This window comes from Polymorphospora sp. NPDC050346 (assembly GCF_040655695.1).
Classification (GTDB): domain Bacteria; phylum Actinomycetota; class Actinomycetes; order Mycobacteriales; family Micromonosporaceae; genus Polymorphospora; species Polymorphospora lycopeni.
On sequence record NZ_JBFAKM010000022.1, the window covers coordinates 1 to 19716 of the forward strand.

Consider the following 19716-nt stretch of genomic DNA (forward strand, 5'->3'; position numbering starts at 1 on the left):
CTCGAAGCACCACAGACCCACGACGTCACCGGACCGCCCGCACACCCATTTTCAGCCCATCAAGGGCGGCCCACCAGGGGCAACTCCCGCTGTCAAACACGAACGGCCCTGTCTCAAATTCGGTGGTGACGGAGAGTTGTGAGGGCTGTTGACACTCGCTTGATGGATGTCGACGTGCTCGTGCGGACGGTGTTCTCGGGTCTTTCTCCGCTGCTCATAGAGGATGTGGCCGACGACGGCGAGCGGATCGTGGTGTGGGCACGGACTCCACAAGGGACCGCGGTCTGTCCGGTGTGCGAGGCGTCGTCGGCGCGGGTGCACGGATTCCACCTGCGGACGGTGGCCGACGTGCCGGTCGACGGACGGAAGGTGGTGGTCCGTGTGCGGGTGCGGCGCCTGGTGTGCCCCACGCGCGGCTGCCGGCGGACGTTCCGCGAGCAGATGCCCGGAGTGCTGGAGCGTTACCAGCGACGCACGGCCCGCCTGTCCAGGCACGTCGCGGCGGTGGTCAAGGAGCTGGCGGGCCGGGCGGGGGCACGTCTGCTGGCGGGATCGCGGTAGGCATGTCCCGTCACGCGGCCCTGCGTGCCCTGCTGCGTATCCCGTTGCCCACCGGGCGGACGCCCCGTGTGATCGGTGTCGACGATTTCGCTCTGCGCCGACGGCACCGCTATGCCACCGTGGTGATCGACGCGCAGACACATGAACGGATCGACGTGCTGCCCGACCGCACCACCGACACCCTGCAAGCGTGCCTGCGCGTCGCCCGCCTCGCCACCGCGATCACCCAACGCTGCAGAACCATCACCGAAGAGATCAACCGAGCCGAAACCGAGATCCGCGACCTCGCTGAGAAACTGGCGCCAGCCCTCATCGCCATCCCCGGCTGTGCCGCCCTGACCGCCGCGAAGACCCTCGGCGAAACCGCCGACATCACCCGATTTCGCTCTGCCGCCGCCTACGCCCGACACAACGGCACCGCACCATTACCGGTCTGGTCATCCAACCGGGCCCGCCACCGACTCAGCCGCACCGGCAACCGCCAGCTCAACGCCGCCCTGCACCGAATCGCGATGCCCCAGACCCGCTGCCACCAGCCCGCCAAAGACCTCATCACCCGCCGCCGAAACTCCGGCGACGGCGGCCTCGAAGCCCTCCGCATACTCAAACGGCGCCTATCCGACGTCGTCTACCGGGCCTACGCACCGACCGTGTGCCCGAGGCTTGACAGAGGAGCTATTTACAGTCCCCCGCCTAGTCGGCGACGACGTCCCAGGCGAGGTTCGACGGCCGGCCGCCGCCGCTGGCCAGGAATTCGTGGGCGGCGGCCCGCGCGCCCGCCGGCGTGACCCGGGTGCGCTCGGGCCAGGCGTCGGTCGGGGTGCCGGCGTAGTCGAAGGTGAAGGCGGGGCCGTCGCCGAGTTCGGGTTCGTGGGCCCAGCCGCTGCTGCCGTCGGCGGCCACGTGGTAGGCGAAGGACCGTTCGGGGTGGCCGACGCAGATCTGCAGCATGGGTGGGAAGTCCGACCCGTCGGAGACGATGAGACTGACGCAGTACGGCAGCCCGTCGCCGGTGGTGGGGGTGATGGAGTCCAGCACCGTGTCGAGGGCGGTGACGCTGTCGACGGTGGCGCTGCCGGCGCCGCGTCCCCAGCTGATCTGGATGGTCATCGTCGAATTCCTTCCCCGGTTCCTCTGTAGACCCGGTGGAGCCAGGTCCGGTCGCTGTTCGTGAGGTAAACGGTAAGCCGGCTGCCGGCGGGCAGGATCTTGGCCAGCGACGAATCTGACGACGGTCATGCGGACCGCCTATGGAGGGCCACGTTTTCTCCTTGATCGCGCCTGGCAGCGATCGCGCGCGCCTGGCAGCGGGTGGGTCAGACGGCGGCCAGCAGCGCGTCGAGCGGCCGGGGCAGGGCGTCCCGGCCGGCCGCCGCATCGACGAGCAGCCGGGCATAGCGCAGCTTGCGGTGCGCGCCGCTGCCCAGGAACCGCCGCATCTGCGCCTCCGGCGGCCGGCCGCGCCAGGCGGGCTGGCTCTGCAACGAGCGGAACGACCCGAGGTCGCCGTGGGCGGCGAAGAGCGCTTCGACGTCCGCGACGCCCACCGCACGGATCAGCTCGTCTTCCAGATCGTCGACGCAGACGTAGAAGCCGAGGTTTTCCATGTCGGTGCGGGTGGCGGCCGGGCCGATCTGGGCGGCGACGCCGCGCCGGAACAGCTCCTCCTCCCGCAGGTCGCACAGACCGGCGACGCGTAGCCGGCCGGCCGGCGGGCCCAGTCTCGTCAGGACGCGGCGGATCGCGTGTGCGCCGCCGATCGGCACGACCACGACCCGCTCCGCTTCGAGGTCGCGGCCACGGCACACGGCGGCCGTCTCCAGCGCGATCTGGTCGCTGATGCCCTCGACGAGCACCACCGCCACGGCGTCGTCGACCTTCGCCAGGGCGCGGGCCGTCGCCAGGACCGGGGCGTCGGGGCCGCTGAGGTATCCGTCGGGCGGCCGGCGGCCGGGATCCCGACGATCGGTGACATCCATGGTGGTAGCAATCATCGGCGATACACGTGCCCGCCGACCAGGGATTTACCGACGTGCGTCGACGTCGGCCGGGTCACTGAGCGCCGACGCGAGTTCGGCGGCGTCCCGGAACGCCGGGGCCGCCCGTTCCGACTCGTCGGCGTCCAGCACGACGTGTTCGACCCGGGCCAGTATCTCGGCCGCGGTGTCGGGATCGCGCAGCACCATCGCGAGTTCGGCGCGGTAGACGAGGACCTCGATCCGGGCGACGGGATCGTCTCCGGGCCGGGTACGGGCCAGCGCGCTGTCGAGGATCCGGACGGCCTGCCGGACATCGCCCCTGGAGTCGGCCTGCACGACGGCGTCCGCCAGGGCCTTGGCCAGCCGCCCTACCGGCCCGGACTCGGCGACGGCGGCCGGCTGGGCAACGCGGATCCAGTTGCCGCCGGGGTCGATGACGCTGAACCCGGTCATCCCGTCGGCGTTCTTCCGCGCCCGCGGCCGGGTCATCCGCGGCGTCCCGGACACCAGGACCTTCCCGTACGCGGCGCGCATGCCTGCGGCGAACGCCCGGTGCAGTCCTTCGATGTCGGACGTGAGGACGAGGCAGGAGCCGTACGACTGCTCCGGGTCGAAGCCCGCCATCTCGAAGAAGTGCAGGTGCAGGTCCTCACGCCGCATCGCCACGTACGGGTGGGGCCGGCGCTGCCGGTATGTCGTGGCGAAGCCAAGGACCTCGTAGAAGCCGACCATGTCATCGATGGAGGCGCAGGGCAGGAGCGGAACGGTCACCTCGTTGGCCATGCCTTCCTTCCTAGGGAATCAGGGATGCCCATCGCACATGGAAATAGCCGTTCGTCTCTGCCCACCAGCCGATCGGGCGAGGCGCCGAAGCGACGCCTGGCCCTGCCCGGATAGGCGGCGGTACGGTTCGGGCGTGTCCGGCACCGCCAACCACCCCTTGATCTTTCTCGACGTGGACGGGCCGCTGATCCCGTTCAGGTCCCGGCCGGTCGGCCGCGGGCGTTCGGCTGCCGGCACCCCCGCGCGGCCGCCGGACGGTCCCGGCAACCCACTGCTGGACCGGCTCGACCCGGATGACGGCCGCCGCCTGCTGGCGCTGGGCGGCCGGTTGGTCTGGGCGACGACCTGGATGGCGGAGGCGAACGAGGTCGTCTCACCCCGGCTCGGGCTGCCGGACCTGCCCGTCATCGAATGGCCGGACGATGACGAGGACCCGGGGCCCGGTCTGCACTGGAAGACGGCGTTGCTCACCCGCTGGGCGGCCGGATGCCCATTCGTCTGGCTCGACGACGAGACGACCGACGCCGACCGGGAGTGGGTCGCCGCCCACCACCCGGGGCGGGCGCTGCTGCACCGTGTCGATCCACACGTCGGCCTGACCGACGCGGACTTCGCGACGGTCCGTCAATGGCTCACGCCGGGTGCTGGCAGCCGGGGATGACACACCGCGCGGGGCGGGGTCAGGTGCGGCGGATGGACGTACGGGGTGGCTGCTCGCGCAGCCGGCCACGGGCGAACGCGTCAACCCTCCCCCACCGCCCCGGCAGGTCGAACAGTTCGATGCGCCCCATCCCCTCCGGCAGCGCCGGTTCGACGACCAGGTGCTCGCCGTACGGCTCCAGGCCCATCATGGTGCGTAGCAGCAGCAACGGGGTCCCGGCCGACCAGGCCTGCGGGCTGCACGCGGTCGGGTACTCGACCGGATACTTCGTCAGGCTGCGGTGATAGCCGGCGAACGCCTCCGGCAACCGGCCCTCGAAGTACTGCGACGCGTCGATCATGGCCAGGGCGATCCGTCCCGCCTCCTCGCGGAAGCCGTAGCGGGCCAGCCCCGCCGCGATCAGGGAGTTGTCGAACGGCCAGACCGTGCCGACGTGATAGCCGACGGGGTTGTAGGCGCCCTGGTCCTCGGCCAGGGTCCGCACTCCCCAGCCGGAGAACATCCGGGGACCGATCAGGTGGGCGGCGAGGTGCGGGGCGCGGTCCGGTTCGACGATGCCGCTCCACAGCAGGTGGCCGATGTTCGACGACAGCGAGTCGACGCGCCGGCCGTCCTGGTCCAGGGCCAGCGCGTAGTACTCGCCGTCCTCGACCCAGAAGTCCCGGTTGAAGCGCCGCCGTAGCGCCCCCGCCTCGGTTTCGAGCTGGTCGGCGTAGCCGGGGTCGTTCCAGAACTCGCGGGCCAGCCGCGCCCCGCGCATCTTCGCGTCGTACGCGTATCCCTGCAGTTCGCAGGTGGCGCGGGGGAAGCCGGGCAGGGTGCCGTCGCGGAAGGTGATGGCGTCCCAGGAGTCCTTCCAGCACTGGTTCTCCAGGCCGTTGACGTTGTTGCGCCGCTTGTAGGAGATGTAGCCGTTGCCCATCAGGTCGCCGTACTCGTCGATCCAGCGCAGCGCCGCGCGGGTGTCGTCCTCGAGTTCGCGGACGAGTTCGGCGTCGCCGGTCCAGCGTTCGTACTCGTCGAGCAGCACCACGAACAGCGGGGTGGCGTCGGCGGTGCCGTAGTACGGCGAGTGTGGCTGCTCCTCGAACGCGGCGGACTCGCCGAACCGGTTCTCGTGCAGGATCTTGCCCGGTTCCTCGTCCCGGAAGTCGTCGAGCTTGGCGCCGCGCAGCAGCGCCAGGATGCGCAGGGTCGTGTTGGCCAGCTCCGGGGTGAACGGTAGGGCCTGGTAGCTGGTGATGATGCTGTCGCGGCCGAACAGCGCCATGAACCACGGCAGGCCGGCGGCCGGCACCGCGACGCCGGGGGTCGTCAGGATCGGGAAGCGCAGCGCCGCCAGGTCGACCATGGTGCGGCCGTACGCCATGTCCAACTGCTCGGAGTCGCACCGCAGGATCGGTGCCCGGCTCAGCCAGCGTTCGACCTCGGCCTCCATGCCGTGCTGGATCTCGCCGGGCATGTGGTGCACGTTCGGGCGTACGTCCTTCGCGCCGCCGGACCGGGCGATGGTCTCCACGTGTACCTCGGCGACCCAGTCGCCGTGCGGCTCGACGTGTGCGGTGAGGGTCAGCCCGCCCTCGTCGAACTGGGCCGGCCGGTCGACGCTGATCACGGTCTCCCGGCGGAAGGTCTGCCGTTCGTAGATCAGTCGCAGCTGGTCCTCGTTGACGATGGTGGTGATGTGTCCCTTCTTGTGTTGGACGTCCTTGATTTCGAAGATGTCGGCGAAGTCGCAGCCGGCGTCGATGCGGATGGTGAGGTCGACCGGCTCCTCCTGGTGGTTGAGCACGGTCAGCCGCTCGTCGAAGCTGCCGCCGATGGTCCGCTGCCGGATGACCGAGATCTTGGCGTCGACGTAGTGCGTCGGCTCGCCGGGCACCAGGAAGAACCGCGCCTCGAAGTAGTGCAGGTCGTCGACGGAGAGCGCGTGCAGGCGCTGTCCGTCGACACTGAGCCGCCACAGCGACAGGAAGCGGGTGTCGAGGGAGAACAGCCCGGTCGGCACCGACGGTGAGGGGTCGACGTCGCCCCGCCGGTCGCTGACGATGAAGTTGTTGCCGTCCAGGATCTTCACGATGTCTTCGTTCATCGGTTCGGCCTTCCGGCGGCGGCCGTCCGCAGCTCCGCGACCGCGGGCGGGCGCAGCTCGCGGACCCTGGGCGGGCGCGGGTCGTGGCTGCCGGGCGGGCCGGGCAGCAGCCGTTGGAAATAGAGGAACAGGGTGAGCTGCCCGGTGAAGACGATTTCGTTGCGGAGTACGGCGCCCGCGGCGTTGATCTGCCCGGTGGTCATCCCCTCGAAGGTTCCCCGGTCGGTGATCACCACGCAGTCCGGCTCGCCGCAGACGTGGCGCGAGACGAACACGATGCCGCGCTTGAACGTGACGTTCCAGGCATCCACCTCTTCGTCGTGGTGCAGGTCGAACCGGATCGTGCCGGTGACGTACGACGGCACCTCCCCGGTTTCCCGCTGGCCGAGTTCCTCGAAGAACGCCTCGGTCGCCCCCAACAGTCCGCCTCCCGTACGCTCCGGCGCCACCGACGGCCGCCCACTGCCTACCCGCCGCAGTGTCGCCGCCGCTGCGGTGGCCCGGCATCACCCCGGCCGGGTGAACCGTCGCCGGCGACGGGCCGTACCGGGGCGGCCCGGCGTCAGGTGAGCCAGCCGGGCCGGACCAGCCCCGCCTCGTACGCGAACACGACCAGCTGCGCCCGGTCCCGCGCACCGAGCTTGATCATCGCCCGGCTGACGTGTGTCTTCGCCGTCGCCGGGCTGACCATCAGGCGGCCGGCGATGCCGTCGTTCGACAGCCCCTCGCCGACCAGGGCGACGACCTCCCGCTCCCGGTCGGTGAGCTGGTCGAGGGCGGGCGACGGGACCGCCGGTCGTCGCTGCCGGCCGGCGAACTCGGCGATCACCCGCCGGGTCACCCGCGGCGAGAGCAGCCCGTCGCCGGCCGCGACCGCCCGTACGCCGCGCAGCAGTTCGACCGGCTCGGTGTCCTTGACCAGGAAGCCGGACGCCCCGACCCGCAGCGCCTCGAAGAGGTACTCGTCCAGCTCGAACGTGGTGAGGATGACGATGCGGGTGGCGCCGAGGCCGGGGTCGGCCACGATCCGGCCGGTCGCCTCCAGCCCGTCGACGCCCGGCATCCGGATGTCCATCAGCACCACGTCGGGCCGGGTCTGCGCGGCGAGCCGGACCGCCTCGGCGCCGTCGGCGGCCTCACCCACGACGGTGATGTCCGGCTCGGCGTCGAGCAGCGCCCGGAATCCGGCCCGGACCAGGGCCTGGTCGTCGGCGAGCAACACCTTGATCACGACATCCACCTACTCACGACTCGTCGCCCGTCGGCAGCCGGGCGTCGACCCGGAACCCGCCCCCGTCCAGCGGCCCGGCGGTCAGCGTGCCGCCCAGGGCCGCCGCCCGGGCCCACATCCCGGCGATGCCGTTGCCGGCCTCGTCGACCGGTGCCGCGGCACCCCGCCCGTCGTCGTCGACCCGTACGGCGAGGGCGTCGTCGTCGTACCCGATGGTCACCAGGGCGGTCGCGGCCGGGCCGGCGTGCCGGCGCACGTTGGTCAGCGCCTCCTGCACGATCCGGTAGCCGGCCCGGTCCACCTCGGCCGGCAGCGGCCGGGCGATGCCCCGGACCCGGGTCCGTACGGGGATGCCGGCGTCGGCGGTCAGTTCGGCGAGCCGGTCGAGGGTCGGCGCCGGTGCCCGGGGCGCCGCCTCCTGCTCCGGCCGCAGCACGCCGAGGACGCCGCGTACCTCGCGAAGGGCCTCGGCGCTGGCGGTCCGGATCGCGGTGAGCGCCTCGCGGGCCTGCTCGGGCCGGCTGTCCATCAGGTGCAGACCGACCCCGGCCTGCACGTTGATCAGTGACAGGTGGTGGCCGAGCACGTCGTGCAGTTCCCGGGCGATCCGCAGCCGTTCCTCGCTGGCCTGCCGGCGTTCCTGCTCGGCCCGGGCGCGGGCCTGCTCGACGCGGGTCCGGGTGATCTCGGCGTAGTGCTGGCCCCGGATGCGGGCCGCCTCGGCGAGCACGAACACCACCAGGATCCACAGTGCGACCACGACCGCCTCGTGCACCTCCGGGCGGGCGCTCGCCGGCAGCCCGAGCCGGTTCGCGCAGAACCATCCGATGCCGAGATAGGCGAGGTAGGCGACCTGCACCAGCACCCAGGCGGCGGTGCGGCGGCCGGCCACCACGGCGGTGAACAGGGCGACGGTCGCGGCGAGGAAGAACGGTGCCCGGGGATAGCCGGCCAGTGGGTAGGCGACCGCCACCGCCAGGTTGACGGCGAGTACGGCGGCCGGGAAGCGGTGCCGGGCGATCAGGGCGGCCGGTCCGGCGACCAGCAGCAGGACCCCGGCGACGTCGAGCGGGCGGGCGGCGGGCGGCTCGGCCTTGGCGGCGACGGCGCCGATGACCTGGATCGCCGCGAGCACGCCGGCGAGGATCACGTGCCGGCGCCAGCGCCCGGGAGCAGGCTTCCACGGCGCCTCCTCCACCAGCCAGGGCAGCCACCCGGCACCGTCGTCCCGCACCTGTCGACGGTATGCCACCGGGGCCGGCACCGGCGTCGGCGCCCCGGCGCGGCGGACGTACGACGCCGGGCGTAGGTCCGCCGCCGGCTACCCCGACGGGCGTACGCGACACGCGCAGCAGCGGTGCCGCCGGGCGCCGTACGGCCGGCGGCGGGGGGTGGCGGCCGCGGGCCCACCCGACCTGAGCTGCCGCTGCCCCGGGCCGGCCGGGCCGCGCCGCCCCGGCACCGCACCCTTTGAATCTACTGTAGACGGACAGGTGTTTGAACGGTGATCTCGCGTTTGACACAGTGGGGCGCTCGCAGACCAACCCTGGGGAGGGTGCACGACCATGATGGGGCCATCGCACGCGCTTTCGGGCGCCACCGTCTGGCTGGCGGGTTCCTGGGCCCTGCACCAGTTCGCCGACTACGAACAGTCACCGCTGGCCATTGCCGTCGGTACCGCGGTCTGCGCCGGTGCGGCACTCTTCCCCGACCTGGACCTGTCCGGCAAGGTCACCCGCAACCAGGGCGGCGCCACCGTGGCCAAGACCTTCGGGGTGGTCTCGCTCTTCATCGCCGAGGTGGTCGAGAAGATCTCACTCGGCGTCTACCACGCCACCAAGCTCAGCAAGGACCCGCACCGCAACAACGGCCACCGGACCCTGACCCACACCATCCCGTTCACCGTGCTGGTCGGCTGGGGAACGACGGCGCTGTGCGCCGCGTACGGCAAGTGGGCCGTCATCGGCATCCTCTTCTTCATGATCGGCCTGGCGCTGCGCGGCCTGTTCGACGAGTGGGCCAAGCGCGCCGGCTGGGTCATCGTCACCCTCGTCTCGGCCGCCGCCGCCTACTTCACCTTCCTCAACCTGCCCGGCGACCGCGGCTATCCGATGATCGGCCTGGCCGTCGGGGTGGGCTGTTTCGTCCACATCCTCGGCGACATGATCACCCGCAGCGGGGTACCGATCCTGTGGCCGATCCCGATCAAGCGGCGGATGTGGCGCATGATCAGCCTGCCTGACAAGATCGCCATCAAGGCCGGCAGCAAGGTCGAGACCGTGGTGCTGCGCGGCGTCTTCACCGTCATCTCCCTGCTCGCCGCCGCCGGCCTGATCGCCCCGGCCGTGCTGCGCAGGTTCGACATCGAGATCTGACGATCGAATAGCCGGGGGCCCGGGCCACGCGCACGCGACCCGGGCCCCCGGCGTCAGTCCCCCTCGCGCTGGGCCGGCACCGTCAACCCCCACGCCTCGACCAGTTCCGGCGAGTCGACCCGCGCCCCGTCGGCGATCCCGTCACAGGAGATCTCGACGATGTCGTCCTTGTGCGCCAGCAGGTAGGCCCGCGCGCCGACGTCCGCGTTGGTCAGCGACGCGATGCCCGGCCAGTGCCGGCGCCCGAACAGCATCGGATAGCTGCGCAGGCCCTCGTACGTGGCACAGACCAGCACGTCCGGGTACGGCAGCGCCGCCACCCGCCGTACCGCGTCGGCGGTGACGCCCGGCATGTCCACCGGCACCACCACGACCGCCTCGACGTCGTCGTCGGCCAGCGCGTCCAGCCCCGCCCGCATCGACGAGCCGACCCCGGTCCCCCACTTGCGGTTCACGACCACCTTGGCGCCGGTCAGCCCGGCGGTCTTGCGTACCCGGTGCGCCGCCGCGCCGAGCACCACGACCACCGGCGCACACCCGCCGTCACGTACGGTCTCCAACATCTGGTCCACCAGCGACTTGTCGCCCTGGTGCAACAACGCCTCCGGGCCGCCGATCCGGCGCCCCCCGCCCGCGGCGATTATCAGTCCTGCGGTGCGATTCAGCTACGTCACCTCCACCATCGGTGACCGACCACCCCGCCCGGGACAGCCGGCCGCGCCCGGGAGGTGTATCTGTTCGATCGGGACCGGCTCCGCCGGTCCGGGGACGGCCGCGGCGCTCCACGCCGGGCGACCACCCCCGTGGAACGCACAACGGACCAACGATCCGCCGCGCCCACGGTGTCGCCGCCCGGGCGTGCCGACTTCCGGGCGTACGCGGCGTCGCTACTTCGCGTCGGCGTAGCACTCCACGACGGACAGGTCGAGCGGGAACCGGACCGGGGTGTCGCCGAAGAGCAGCCGGGTGGCCCGGACCCCGGCCGCCCGGACCAGCGCGGCGACCCGGTCGGCGTCCCCCGCCGGGCAGTGCACCAGCACCTCGTCGTGCTGGAAGAACACCAGCCGGGCCGGGGTCGCGGCCAACTCGCCGCGCAGCGTGGCCAGCATCGTCAGCGCCCACTCGGCGGCCGTCGCCTGGATGACGAAGTTGCGGGTGAACCGGCCCCGGGCCCGGTCCGCCGACCGGGGCCGGACCGGGTCGGCCGGTGCGTCGAACGCGTCGAACCCGTCCTCGTCGCGGATCACCACCGACGCCGGCGGGCAGGTACGCCCCAGCCACGACCGGACCAGCCCGCCGGCCTCCCCGGTCCGGGCCGCCGACTCGACGTGGTCGTAGGCCAGCGGATAACTGCGCCGCAGGACGGCGAGCGCCGGAGCCGCCATGCCGCCGGTCTGGCCGTACATGGCGCCGAGCAGGGCCAGCTTCGCCTTCGCCCGGTCGCCGCCGAACGAGTCGTGGGCCAGGGCCGCGTAGAGGTCGGCGGCCTGCCCGGCGGCGGCCAGCCGGGCGTCGCCGGAGACCGCGGCGAGCACCCTCGGTTCCAACTGGCCGGCGTCGGCGACCACGAGGCGCCAGCCGGGATCGGCGCGCACGGCCCGCCGGACCACCTTCGGGATCTGCAGGGCGCCGCCGCCCCGGGTCGCCCACCGGCCGGAGACGACCCCGCCCGGCACGTATTCGGGCCGGAACCGGCCGTCGCGCACCCAGGTGTCGCACCACGCCCAGCCGTGCGCGGTCCAGATCCGGTACAGCTCCTTGAACTCCAGCAGCAGCGGCACGGCCGGGTGGTCGACGCCGCGCAGCACCCAGGCCCGGGTGTTCGGCAGGTCGATGCCGGCGCGGGCGAAGGCGCGCAGCACCTCGGCCGGCGACTCGGCGTGCAACTGCCGTACGCCGAACGCCTCCGCGATCCGCGCGTTCAGCTCGACCAGCCGGCGGGGTGGCCCACCGACCCGCGACGGTTCGCCGAGCAGTTCGACCAGCAGTTCGTCGTGTACGTCGGCCCGCCACGGCAGGCCGTCGGCGCCCATCTCGGCGGCGATCAGGGCACCGGCCGACTCGGCGGCGACCAGCAGCCGGAACCGGCCGGGCGAGTCGGTGCCGGCGATCCGGCGCCGCTGGTCGGCGTACACGTCGGTCAGGGCCCGGAGCTGGTCGGAGCCGGGCGTGGCCGGCGGTGCGGCGGCGGTCTCGAACAGGGTGCCCTGCAGGTCGCCGGGCGGTGCGGCGGGCCGGGGCGGCGGGTCGGGCGGCACCGGCGCCCCGGTGAGCCGGGCCAGGGCGGCGGGCAGGGCGCGCGGCTCGCCCCAGCGGCCGGCGTGGCCGAGCAGCAGCGCCTCGGTCAGCTCGACGTCGTGGCAGCGGTCGACGCGGATGCCGGCGTGCAGCAGCGGCGGGTAGGCGGTCGCGGTCGACGGCCACAGCCACCGGGGCCGGTGCCGTTTCTCCAGGTCGGCGACTGCGGCGGCGAGGTCGGTGACGGTTTCCGGCGCCCCGTCGGGCCGCCCGGCGTCATCGAGCCGGAGCAGCCGACCGCCGGCCGCGGCCCCGACGCCGGGTCCGGCGTCGGGGCCGTCGGGTACGACCGCCACCAGCATGGCCTCATTGTGCCGGCCACCTGCGACAACTCTCGCCGCCCCGGGCTCTCGCGATCTTGCGGTCATCTCCCCTGTTCGCCGGATTTGTCGGGCGACAAGTGCAAGATCGCGGGGAACTACTTGACGGCGCCGGCGGTGAGGCCGGACTGGATCTGGCGTTGGAAGATGGCGTAGATGATGATCATCGGCAGGATCGCCATGGTCAGCGCGGCGAACAGGCCGCCCCAGTCGGCGTTGAAACCGGCCGAGGTGTTGATGTTGGCGATGCCCTGGGTCAGCACCCACTTGTCCTCGACATCGGTGCCGGGGATGATCGCCAGCGGCAGGATGTACTGGTTCCACTGCCCGATGATGTTGAAGATGGTGATGCTGATCAGGCCCGGCTTCGCCATCGGCATCATCACCCGGAAGAACAGCCGGGTGTGCGAGCAGCCGTCGATCATCGCCGCCTCGGCCACCGAGTTCGGCAACGTCTTGAAGAACGCCGCCAGGAAGAACACCGTGAACGGCAGCGAATACGAGATGTAGACCAGGATCAGGCCGGTGTGGGTGTTGAACAGGCCCAGGTTGCGGACCACGAAGAACAGCGGCACCAGGGCCAGGAACACCGGGAACGCCAACCCCGAGACGAACAGGTAGTAGATCGCCCGGTTGCCGAAGAACTTGTAACGGGCCAGGACGTACGCGGCCATCGAACCGAGCAGCATCGTGCCGAAGGTGCTCACCCCGACCACGAAGACGCTGTTCAGGAAGTACTGGCCGACGTGCGCCTCTTCCCAGGCGCGGGCCCAGTTCTCGAACCGCAGCGCACCCGGCAGCGACCAGGCGTTGCCGAAGATCTCTTCGTTGTTCTTGAACGACGCGAGGAAGGTCCACAGCAGCGGCAGGATCACCAGCGCCGCCCACACCACCAGGAAGATGTGTCCGAACGAGGACAGCAGGCCGACCTCGCGCTTGATGCCCTCCCGGCCGTGCCGCCGCGCCCCCCGGGACGGAGGCGGGGCGGGCTGGACCGGGGCGGGTTTGTCAGTACCGATGGTCATCGTCCGACCTCCCTCACATCTCGACGGATTCGCGCCGGCTGACCCGCAGGCTCAGCGCGGCGAAGGTGAGCGTCAGGAAGAACAGCGCGACGCCCATCGCCGAGGCGTAGCCGTACTTCGAGAAGACGAACGCGTTGCGGTAGATCTCGGCGCCGAGCACCGTGGTCGACCCGTCCGGGCCGCCCTGGTCGACCGAGAGCGTCCAGACGATCGCGAACGCGTCGAACGCCATGATGCCCAGATAGACCCAGGCGACCTGGAGCGTGTCCCACAGCAGCGGGATGGTGACCCGGAAGAACAGGCCGACCCGGGAGGCGCCGTCGAGCATCGCCGCCTCGTAGATGTCCTTCGGGATCGACGCCATCCCGGCAGAGAAGAGTACGACGTAGAAGCCGACGGCCTGCCAGACCAGCACCCCGATGATCGACCACAGGGCGATGTCGGGATTGATCAGGAAGCCGAGCGGTTCCATGCCGAGGCCGCCGAGCAGACCGTTGATCAGACCCGACTCATCGGCGCGGTACACCGCCTGGAACAGCACACCGAGGATGGCCACGGCCAGGACCTGGGGGAGGAAGAACACCACCCGGTAGAACTTCGACCCCCGGACCCCGACCATGACCCCCTGCTTCGCCCCGCCGCCGACGTTCAGCATGAACGCCAGGAACAGGGCGATCGCGATCGTGAGCAGCGGCAGGGCAAGCAGCAGAACGCCGTGGTGCTGCAACGCCTTCCAGAAAACGTCGTCCTGGAACAGACGCTCGAAGTTTTCGAACCCGACGAACTGTCCCGGCGACAGGCCGCGCCAGTTGGTCGCCGCCATGTAGAACGCCTGCGCGTACGGCGCGATGACGAAAACGACGTACAGCGTCACGGGTGCCAGAAGGAACCCTATGACGAACGGGTACTTGCCGTGCCGCATGACCCTGGTACTCCGATCAGCGCGAGAACTTCGTGATGGACGAGTCGGACTTGATGGCGTCCGCCTTCTTCTGCATCCGCTCGACGAACTGCGTGGCGTTCTCCCGCCCGAACATCAGGGCGTTGGTCGCGGTACGCAGCTCGGTGTCCAGCTCCTTGTACCAGTCCGGGAACCGGTAGTTGAAGGCGTCCTGCGCGGACGCGGACAGCGTGGCGCTGGCGCTGGTCAGGCCCGGCGTCAGCGGGATGCCGTCGGACGAGCCCGCGACCGCGGTCAGCGACTTGTTGAGCTCGATGAAGCCCTTGGTGCCGGCCTTCGACAGCATCTGACGCATGTACTCCATGCCGCCGCGCGGGTTCTTGCCCTTGGCGGCGACGAAGTAGCCCTCACCGGGGGCCGCGTACACCGCGGTCCCCGGCAGCTTGTCCGCCGAGGTCGCCGACGGGATCGGCATCACCGCGTAGTTGAAGCCGTCCGGCGTCGACTGGGTCTGCTCGGCCTCCAGCCACGAACCGCTGGGGTAGAACGCCACCTTGCCCTGGTTCTGCTGGAGCTGCACCTCGGTGTGGATCAGACCCTCGTGGCTCTTGTCCATGTACTTGGCGCCGATCTCGGCCCACAGCTCGGCGGCCTGCTTGACCGGCTCGGCCGTCCACGCGCCGTCCTGCAGGTTGTCGATGTTCTTCAGGACGTCCGGTCCACCGATCTTCGCGGCGGTCGACAGGATCACCAGGTACTGGTAGTACGGGGCGTTCTTGCCGGCGTACGAGTACGGCGTGATGCCGGCGGCCTTGATGGTGTCCAGCAGCGCAGTGAACTCCGCCCAGGTCTTCGGCGGCGCCCAGCCCTTCTCCTTGAACAGCTTGTCGGAGTACCACAGGCCGTACACGGTGAAGACGTAGAAGAGCACGAACGGCTTGCCGTTGTAGACGCCCTGCTCGACGGTGCCGGCGATCAGGGTGTCGCGGACCTTCTTGGCCGGGTCGTCGACCGACGGGGCGTCGAACAGTTCGGTCAGGTCCTGCATCTGGCCGTCCTGCACCAGCGCGCCGAAGTCCATGAACTTGGTGCCGGAGTTGTTCACGAAGTCCGGCGGGTTGCCGCCGGCGAACCGCGGCTGGAGCGTGGTCGCGATCTCCTGCGTCGCCGAGTGCTTGATCTCGGCCTCGGGGAACTTCGTCTTGTACAGCGGCTGGTGCACGTCGGTGGCGTACTTCTCGCCGTAGCCACCGTTGAAGATCACGATCTCCAGCGGCGCCTTCGGGTCGACACCGAGCGGGTTCTCGGCGGTCTTCTCGCCCTCCGCCTGCTCCTGGGGCTCGTCGCCACCGCTGCCGACGCAGGCGCTGAGCAGGCCGGCGGCCGGCGTGGCGAGCAGGCCGACCGTGGCGGCCCGGCGCAGAACCGTGCGCCGGGTGAGGTCCGACGTGTTGTCGGGGGTTGCGGACATGTCTCGCTCCTCGGATCGGTTACATCGCGTCGAATTCGAGTTATCGGATGGCACGGGTCAGGCGGTGCGCCGGATACGTCCGGCGTACCGCGACTCGAGCGCGGTGTTGTGTTCGTCCCCGCCGGGGACGTTCGCGGAGAGGTAGATCGGGGGTACCTCACCGGCTACTTGGAACCGTCGTACGATCTCTGCGGTCAGCAGCTGCGCGAGCAGCGCCGCGGTGACCGAGGAGACCGCACAGACCGCGCCGCCGCTGGTCAGCGGCAGCAGTGCGTCGCCGTACGGCGCGCCGTTGTCCAGCACGACGTCGGCGATGTCGGCGAGCCGTTGGCCGGACGGGTGCCGTGGTGCGACCCGCGCGGTGTGCTCGACGGAGGTGACCGCAACCAGGTGGTGGCCGCGGGCCTTGACCAGCGTCGCCAGCTCGACGACCGAGCCGTTGATGCCGGACTGGGACGCCACCACGAACACGTCGCGCGGCTGTGGCGCCGCGAGCGCGTAGATCTGGTGGGCGATTGCGGGGTCGCGTTCGAGCTTGGGGTCGCCGAGCACGTCCCGGGAGGCGTCACCGTGCAACACCAGGTCGCGTAGCGACAGCTGGTTGGTGGGCACCAGCCCGCCGGCCCGGGCGACGAGTTCGGCGGCGAACGCCTCGGAGTGGCCGGCGCCGAACGCCTGGAGCACACCGCCTTCGCGCAGGCTCCCGGCGATCAGGTCGGCGGCCCGGGCGATGCCGGCGGCCTCGGAGTCGAGCAGCCGGTCGAGAACCGGCCGTACGGCGTCCGCGTACCCCTGCATGCTGACCACGTGGCCCCTCTCGCAGCGCTCGTCAAGCCCGGTCACGCCGCACCGTCCTTGGCGGCCTTGTGACCGTCGACGGCCTGGGCGGTGCGCTGGAACGCCGCGTGCGCCACGTCGTGGGTACGCTGTGCCACCGCGATGTAGAGCAGGTCGAGCACCACAAGTTGCGGGTGCCGGGCAGAGAGCGCGTCGGGCCGGAAGGTGGTCGCCTGGGTGGCGGTCACCAGCACGATGTCGGCCAGCTCGGCGAGCGGCGAGCGCGGGAAGCTGGTCAGCGCGACCGTGGTGGCGCCGTGGCTGCCGGCCTCGGCGAGCATCTCGATCGTCTCCCGCGTCTGTCCACTGTGGGAGATCCCGACGGCGACGTCGCCGGCCCGCTGGAGGGCGGCGCTGGCCAGTCCGTTGTGCACGTCGGTCCAGGCCCAGGCCGCCACGCCGATGCGGTGCAGGCTGAACTGCAGTTCCTCGCCGACCAGCGCGCTACCGCTGGCGCCGAAGATGTTGACCCGCTGCGCGCCGGCGATGGCGTCGGCGGCGCGCTCGACCTCGGCCAGGTCGAGCAGCGCGGCGGTGTCGTGCATGGCCCGGGTGTCGGCCGCCATGATCTGGTCGAGCACCCGGTCGAGCGGGTCGCCGGGCTGGATCTCCCGGCCGATGTCGATGCTCCAGCCGGCGGAGCGGGCCCGGCCGGTCTCGGCGGCGATGCCGAGCCGCAGTTCGGCGTACCCCTCGTAGCCCAGCGCGCGGCAGAAGCGGGTGACCGTGGCGGGCGAGGTGCCACTGCGTTCGGCCAGTTCGACGATGGTCGCCCGGGCGGCGGCGTCGGGGTCGCTGAGCACCTGGTCGGCGACCCGCAGCAGGGCGCCGGTGAACTCGGGCAACCGGGCCCGTACGCGCAGCAGGGCACCGTCGTCGGCGACCGACAGCGACGGGGGTGCGGCGGGCCGGCGGCTGCCCGCGGAGGAGTCGACCACGGCGGTCACCGCGGCGACGTCCACCTCGCGTTCAGCCATGCCTTCGCCTTTCGGAAAGGAGTGTTAACTGTTAGTGGTAAAAGTTCTTACTAAAGGCCCCTCTCTGTCAAGGCCATGGGTGAAGTTTTCAAACTGTTACCTCGGCCCGGCACTGATTGCCGGCCCCCGGGGTTGCCCGCGACCGCCGCGCCGCGCAGCATGGACGCCGGCAGATCCGACGACTCCATCGACTTCATCGGCAGAGGCGGCCAGGGTTCATGAGCGAATCCCTCGTGGTGGGGCTCGACATCGGCGGCACCTCCACCCGCGCGCTGGTCGCGACCACCACCGGCACCGTCCTCGGCCGGGGCCGCGCCGGCGGCGGCAACCCCACCACGCACGGCGCCGACGCCGCCGCCGACGAGCTGCGACTCGCCCTCACCGCCGCCCTCGCCCCGGTCGACCCCGGCCGGGTCAGCGCCGCCGCCATGGGTCTCGCCGGCGCCGGCCGACTGCTCGCCGACCCGGTCGCCCGCGCCGCCTTCGACCGGGTCTGGGACCAGGTCGGCCTGCGCTGCGGGTACGACGTCACCGGCGACGCCCTCGCCGCCTACGCCTCCGGCACCCCGCACCCCGACGGCAGCATCGTCATCGCCGGCACCGGGGCCATCGCCGGCGAGATCCGCGACCTCACCCTGCACCGAGTCGCCGACGGCCACGGCTGGCTGCTCGGCGACGCCGGCTCCGGATTCTGGCTCGGCCGGGAAGCCGTACGGCGCACCCTCGCGGCGATCGAAACCGGTCAGCCACGGTCGGGCCTACCCGACCTGGTGATGACCGAACTGCTCGGCGACCCGGCCACCGGCGGCGGCCCCCCCGCCGGACCCGCCCGGCGCACCGTCGACGCCCTCGTCCAGGCCGTCACCGCCCGCCCGCCGATCGCCCTGGCCGCCCTCGCCCCGCTCGTCGTCCGCGCCGCACGCGACGGCGACCCCGTCGCCACCGACGTCATCGCCACGGCCGCCCGCCTGCTGGCCGGCAGCGTCGGCCGGATCCGCGGCGACGGCGACCGCGGCCCCATCGTGCTCGGCGGCGGGCTGCTGACCGGGGACACGCCGCTCTCGGCCGCGCTCAGCGACGCGCTGCGCGAACGGTGGCCGGCCGCTCCCCTGGTGACCGCCGGGGACGGCGCGGCCGGCGCGGCATGGCTGGCCGCCCGGACCCTGCCCGACGTCACCGACCCGGCCGCCCTGCACCACCGCCTGCTCGGAGCTGGCGCTCTGCCGTGATCGTCTGCTGTTCCGCCGTCCCCGCACGGCGTGTCGACCGCCTGATCAGCAGACGATCACGGACTACTTCAGCTGGCCGGCCGTCAGTCCGCTCTGAATCTGACGCTGGAAGGCGATGTAGACGACCAGGACCGGCAGCATCGCGAGGGTGAGCCCGGCGAACAGGCCGCTGTAGTCGCCCTCGTAGCCCTGGTTGATCGCGAGCGCCGCCAGCCCCTGCGCCAGCACCCACTTCGACTCGTCGCCCTGCATCAGCACCTGGGGCAGGATGAACTGGTTCCAGTGACTGAGGAAGTTGAAGATCGCGATGCTGATCAGCCCCGGCCGCGCCATCGGCAGCATCACCCGGAAGAACAGCCGGAAGTGGCCGCAGCCGTCGATCAGCGCGGCCTCGGCGACCGAGGTCGGCAGCGTACGGAAGAACGCGGTCAGGAAGAACACGGTGAACGGCAGCGAGTACGCGGCGTACACCAGGACCAGGCCGGTCCAGGTGCCGAACAGCCCGGCGTTGCGGACGACGAAGAACAACGGCACCAGGGCCAGGAACACCGGGAACATCATCCCGCCGACGAACAGGTAGTAGGCGAGCTGCCGGCCGCGGAACTCGTAGCGGGCGAAGACGTACGCGGCGGTGGCGCCGAAGAACATGGTCAGGGTCAGCGAGCCGGCGACGACGATCGCGCTGTTGAGGAAGTACTGGCCGATGTTCGCCTCGGTCCAGGCCCGGGCCCAGTTCTCCAGGCGCAGCGAGGACGGCAGCCCCCACGGGTCGCCGAGGATCTCTGCGTCGCTCTTGAACGAGCTGACCAGCACCCACAGCAGCGGAAACGCGGTCAGCAGTCCCCACAGCAGCAGGAAGCCGTGCGAGAAGGCGTTGGCGACGCCGGTCTCGCGGCGCGGGGCCGGATCGCTCTTGCGGACCTTCGCCACATCGGAGGTAGACCGATCAAGAACGGTCACCGGGTCGCCTCGCAAC

At 71.4% G+C, this 19716-nt stretch carries 19 protein-coding genes and 1 pseudogene; 5 read left to right on the plus strand and 15 right to left on the minus strand.

Annotated features, from left to right (window positions below; translation table 11 throughout):
• Positions 1–162 precede the first annotated feature (162 nt).
• Together AB0I42_RS22020 and AB0I42_RS22025 are read left to right on the plus strand one after the other, a co-directional pair.
• Positions 163–761: pseudogene (locus tag AB0I42_RS22020) on the plus strand (transposase family protein); the annotation flags it as partial.
• Between the two features lie 54 nt (positions 762–815).
• Positions 816–1349, plus strand: coding sequence for an IS110 family transposase (locus AB0I42_RS22025; protein ID WP_357539676.1), 534 nt, complete (start codon positions 816–818; stop codon positions 1347–1349).
• Here the strand turns inward: AB0I42_RS22025 and AB0I42_RS22030 are convergent.
• The 3 genes from AB0I42_RS22030 to AB0I42_RS22040 form a co-directional block, all read right to left on the minus strand.
• Entirely contained in the window at positions 1255–1671 is a 417-nt protein-coding gene (locus AB0I42_RS22030; RefSeq protein WP_357539452.1) for an Imm1 family immunity protein, read from the minus strand. The genes AB0I42_RS22025 and AB0I42_RS22030 overlap by 95 nt on opposite strands.
• A gap of 206 nt (positions 1672–1877) precedes the next feature.
• Positions 1878–2540 (minus strand): TOPRIM nucleotidyl transferase/hydrolase domain-containing protein, encoded by a 663-nt coding sequence (locus tag AB0I42_RS22035; protein WP_357539454.1) that lies wholly within the window; start codon positions 2538–2540, stop codon positions 1878–1880.
• A 45-nt stretch (positions 2541–2585) separates the two neighbouring features.
• On the minus strand, positions 2586–3323 hold the full coding sequence (locus AB0I42_RS22040; RefSeq protein ID WP_357539456.1) for a VOC family protein: 738 nt from the start codon (positions 3321–3323) through the stop codon (positions 2586–2588).
• 133 nt (positions 3324–3456) lie between these two features.
• On the opposite strand from AB0I42_RS22040, the gene AB0I42_RS22045 reads away from it, so the two are divergent.
• Complete coding sequence (locus AB0I42_RS22045) at positions 3457–3984, plus strand: HAD domain-containing protein (RefSeq protein ID WP_357539458.1); 528 nt, start codon at positions 3457–3459, stop codon at positions 3982–3984.
• 19 nt (positions 3985–4003) lie between these two features.
• Here AB0I42_RS22045 and AB0I42_RS22050 read toward each other — a convergent pair whose 3' ends face one another.
• The 4 genes from AB0I42_RS22050 to AB0I42_RS22065 all read right to left on the minus strand — a co-directional run bounded on the left by AB0I42_RS22050 (position 4004) and on the right by AB0I42_RS22065 (position 8541).
• Entirely contained in the window at positions 4004–6076 is a 2073-nt protein-coding gene (locus tag AB0I42_RS22050; protein ID WP_357539459.1) for a glycogen debranching N-terminal domain-containing protein, read from the minus strand.
• Positions 6073–6495, minus strand: a complete 423-nt coding sequence (locus AB0I42_RS22055; protein ID WP_357539461.1) for an SCP2 sterol-binding domain-containing protein — start codon at positions 6493–6495, stop codon at positions 6073–6075. The genes AB0I42_RS22050 and AB0I42_RS22055 overlap by 4 nt, the downstream gene beginning before the upstream one ends.
• Positions 6496–6638: 143 nt before the next feature.
• Positions 6639–7307, minus strand: coding sequence for a response regulator transcription factor (locus AB0I42_RS22060; protein ID WP_357539463.1), 669 nt, complete (start codon positions 7305–7307; stop codon positions 6639–6641).
• Positions 7308–7320: 13 nt separating this feature from the next.
• Complete coding sequence (locus AB0I42_RS22065; protein ID WP_357539465.1) at positions 7321–8541, minus strand: sensor histidine kinase; 1221 nt, start codon at positions 8539–8541, stop codon at positions 7321–7323.
• Between the two features lie 331 nt (positions 8542–8872).
• Between AB0I42_RS22065 and AB0I42_RS22070 the strand changes: the two genes are divergently transcribed.
• A complete protein-coding gene (locus AB0I42_RS22070; protein WP_357539467.1) occupies positions 8873–9682 on the plus strand; it encodes a metal-dependent hydrolase in 810 nt (269 codons plus the stop codon).
• 53 nt (positions 9683–9735) lie between these two features.
• Here AB0I42_RS22070 and AB0I42_RS22075 read toward each other — a convergent pair whose 3' ends face one another.
• The 7 genes from AB0I42_RS22075 to AB0I42_RS22105 form a co-directional block, all read right to left on the minus strand.
• Entirely contained in the window at positions 9736–10329 is a 594-nt protein-coding gene (locus AB0I42_RS22075) for an NTP transferase domain-containing protein (protein ID WP_357539678.1), read from the minus strand.
• A 240-nt stretch (positions 10330–10569) separates the two neighbouring features.
• Positions 10570–12282, minus strand: coding sequence for a bifunctional 3'-5' exonuclease/DNA polymerase (locus AB0I42_RS22080; RefSeq protein WP_357539469.1), 1713 nt, complete (start codon positions 12280–12282; stop codon positions 10570–10572).
• Positions 12283–12398: 116 nt separating this feature from the next.
• Positions 12399–13325 (minus strand): carbohydrate ABC transporter permease, encoded by a 927-nt coding sequence (locus AB0I42_RS22085; protein ID WP_357539471.1) that lies wholly within the window; start codon positions 13323–13325, stop codon positions 12399–12401.
• A gap of 13 nt (positions 13326–13338) precedes the next feature.
• Positions 13339–14247, minus strand: coding sequence for a sugar ABC transporter permease (locus AB0I42_RS22090; RefSeq protein ID WP_357539473.1), 909 nt, complete (start codon positions 14245–14247; stop codon positions 13339–13341).
• A 16-nt stretch (positions 14248–14263) separates the two neighbouring features.
• Positions 14264–15697: an N-acetylglucosamine/diacetylchitobiose ABC transporter substrate-binding protein gene (ngcE, locus tag AB0I42_RS22095; protein WP_357539476.1), complete on the minus strand. Its 1434-nt coding sequence runs from the start codon at positions 15695–15697 to the stop codon at positions 14264–14266.
• 57 nt (positions 15698–15754) lie between these two features.
• On the minus strand, positions 15755–16504 hold the full coding sequence (locus tag AB0I42_RS22100; RefSeq protein ID WP_357539680.1) for an SIS domain-containing protein: 750 nt from the start codon (positions 16502–16504) through the stop codon (positions 15755–15757).
• 32 nt (positions 16505–16536) lie between these two features.
• Positions 16537–17511, minus strand: a complete 975-nt coding sequence (locus AB0I42_RS22105) for a MurR/RpiR family transcriptional regulator (protein ID WP_357539478.1) — start codon at positions 17509–17511, stop codon at positions 16537–16539.
• 218 nt (positions 17512–17729) lie between these two features.
• Here AB0I42_RS22105 and AB0I42_RS22110 point away from each other — a divergent pair, with 218 nt between their 5' ends.
• Positions 17730–18740: a BadF/BadG/BcrA/BcrD ATPase family protein gene (locus AB0I42_RS22110; protein ID WP_357539480.1), complete on the plus strand. Its 1011-nt coding sequence runs from the start codon at positions 17730–17732 to the stop codon at positions 18738–18740.
• Positions 18741–18803: 63 nt separating this feature from the next.
• Here AB0I42_RS22110 and AB0I42_RS22115 read toward each other — a convergent pair whose 3' ends face one another.
• The gene (locus tag AB0I42_RS22115; protein WP_357539682.1) at positions 18804–19670 is read right to left on the minus strand and encodes a carbohydrate ABC transporter permease; all 867 of its coding nucleotides are present in this window, start codon (positions 19668–19670) and stop codon (positions 18804–18806) included.
• Between the last annotated feature and the right edge of the window lie 46 nt (positions 19671–19716).

Coding starts and splice junctions, on each gene's coding strand:
- AB0I42_RS22030 (WP_357539452.1), bottom strand. CDS start 1,671: ATGACCATCCAGATCAGCTGGGGACGCGGCGCCGGCAGCGCCACCGTC.
- AB0I42_RS22035 (WP_357539454.1), bottom strand. CDS start 2,540: ATGGATGTCACCGATCGTCGGGATCCCGGCCGCCGGCCGCCCGACGGA.
- AB0I42_RS22040 (WP_357539456.1), bottom strand. CDS start 3,323: ATGGCCAACGAGGTGACCGTTCCGCTCCTGCCCTGCGCCTCCATCGAT.
- AB0I42_RS22050 (WP_357539459.1), bottom strand. CDS start 6,076: ATGAACGAAGACATCGTGAAGATCCTGGACGGCAACAACTTCATCGTC.
- AB0I42_RS22070 (WP_357539467.1), top strand. CDS start 8,873: ATGATGGGGCCATCGCACGCGCTTTCGGGCGCCACCGTCTGGCTGGCG.
- AB0I42_RS22080 (WP_357539469.1), bottom strand. CDS start 12,282: ATGCTGGTGGCGGTCGTACCCGACGGCCCCGACGCCGGACCCGGCGTC.
- AB0I42_RS22085 (WP_357539471.1), bottom strand. CDS start 13,325: ATGACCATCGGTACTGACAAACCCGCCCCGGTCCAGCCCGCCCCGCCT.
- AB0I42_RS22090 (WP_357539473.1), bottom strand. CDS start 14,247: ATGCGGCACGGCAAGTACCCGTTCGTCATAGGGTTCCTTCTGGCACCC.
- ngcE (WP_357539476.1), bottom strand. CDS start 15,697: ATGTCCGCAACCCCCGACAACACGTCGGACCTCACCCGGCGCACGGTT.
- AB0I42_RS22105 (WP_357539478.1), bottom strand. CDS start 17,511: ATGGCTGAACGCGAGGTGGACGTCGCCGCGGTGACCGCCGTGGTCGAC.
- AB0I42_RS22110 (WP_357539480.1), top strand. CDS start 17,730: ATGAGCGAATCCCTCGTGGTGGGGCTCGACATCGGCGGCACCTCCACC.